Origin of the sequence: Brachyspira pilosicoli (assembly GCF_019402445.1) — a bacterium.
GTDB classification, from domain to species: Bacteria; Spirochaetota; Brachyspiria; order Brachyspirales; family Brachyspiraceae; genus Brachyspira; species Brachyspira pilosicoli_B.
Genome location: NZ_SRZM01000179.1, coordinates 1 through 1,440, shown reverse-complemented (window position 1 = coordinate 1,440; position 1,440 = coordinate 1). Strand labels below are relative to the sequence as shown.

The following is a 1,440-nucleotide window of genomic DNA, read 5'->3' as shown; positions in this document are numbered from 1 at the left end:
ACTTCGTCAAAGAACCAAAAAGTGCAAATGTTTTAGCTTTATGGCTTTGGAATATATTAAGTATAAAATAGTACTTATATTTTAGATTAAATAAGTGCAGTCCTTTTGCTTCTTTGGGCCACCAAAAGAAGTGGGGTGCTGCAAGGTGTATACTTTCTTAATGGCAAAGCCCTGCAAATATTTTTTTATATTAATATAAATTGTAAGTAAGAAGTAATATTAAATTCTAAACTAAAATATATTTATTCAAATAACAGAAATAAAAACTAATTTTTTAATAAAAGTTATTTACTATTAATGCACTTGTTTTTTATCTCTAAAAAATATAGAATAAATTAATTATTTTTCATTCTAAAGGAAACCATAACATGCCAGCTAATATACTTGATGTAAGAGAATTATCAAAAAGCATAAGAGCAGAAATTAAAGAGAAGGTTGCTTTACTAAACAAGAAACCTAGAATAGATTTTGTTTATTTTGATGATGATAAATCTACAGAGTTATATTTTACGCATGCAAAGAAAATGGCAGAGAATGCTGGAATGATAGGAGAGCTTCATAAGTTAGGCATAAATACAACAGAAAAAGATTTTATCACTCTAATAGAATATTTAAACGAAGAGAAAGATATTAGCGGTATAATGCTTCAAATGCCTTTGCCTAAGCATATAAGAAGAGAATTAGTTTACGAAACTATATCTACAAAAAAAGATATTGATGCAATAAGCAATTTAAATCTTGGTAGGATTTTAACATCTAATGATGAATTAATTCCTTGCACTGTAAAGAGTGTAATGACAATACTTGAGCATTATAAAGTTAAAATAGAAGGTGCTAATGCTGTAGTTGTTGGAAGGAGTGAGATAGTTGGAAAGCCTCTTGCTTTATCACTTTTAAATAAGTCTGCTACTGTTACAATAGCTCATTCAAAAACTAAAGATTTAAAAAGTGTTTGTAAGAATGCTGATATATTATGCGTGTCTATTGGAAAGGCAGAGTTTATTGACGCTGAATATATAAAAGAGAATGCTGTTGTTATAGATATAGGAATCAATGTTCTTGAAGATGGTTCTATTAAGGGAGATGTAAAGTTTGATGAGGCAGTTAATATTTCATCTATGATAACACCTGTACCTAATGGCGTTGGAAGTTTAACGACAACAATGCTTCTTTCAAATTTGCTTTACTTGCATATGAAGTATAATAATAATTAAATTTATTGAAAAAATAAAATTATATTTTGTTTTATATTTGCCTTTTCCCCTGCAAAGCGTATCCATAGGGTAAGCCCACACTTATTTTACGACCGTAGAAAGTGCCTTCGATATTGCCACAAAGAAGCAAAAGAACTTCATTTTTATTATAAATTTTATAATTTAATAGTATATTAAAAGGCACTCCCCCGCACGTCTAAGAAGTTATAATTAAAGCATAGCATTA

General features: G+C 28.7%; 1 protein-coding gene. It reads left to right on the top strand.

Annotation, left to right across the window (positions count from 1 at the left end; all coding sequences use genetic code 11):
* Nucleotides 1-368: 368 nt before the first annotated feature.
* A complete protein-coding gene (locus E6A48_RS06705) occupies nucleotides 369-1,214 on the top strand; it encodes a bifunctional 5,10-methylenetetrahydrofolate dehydrogenase/5,10-methenyltetrahydrofolate cyclohydrolase (RefSeq protein WP_219709272.1) in 846 nt (281 codons plus the stop codon).
* Nucleotides 1,215-1,440: the final 226 nt, after the last annotated feature.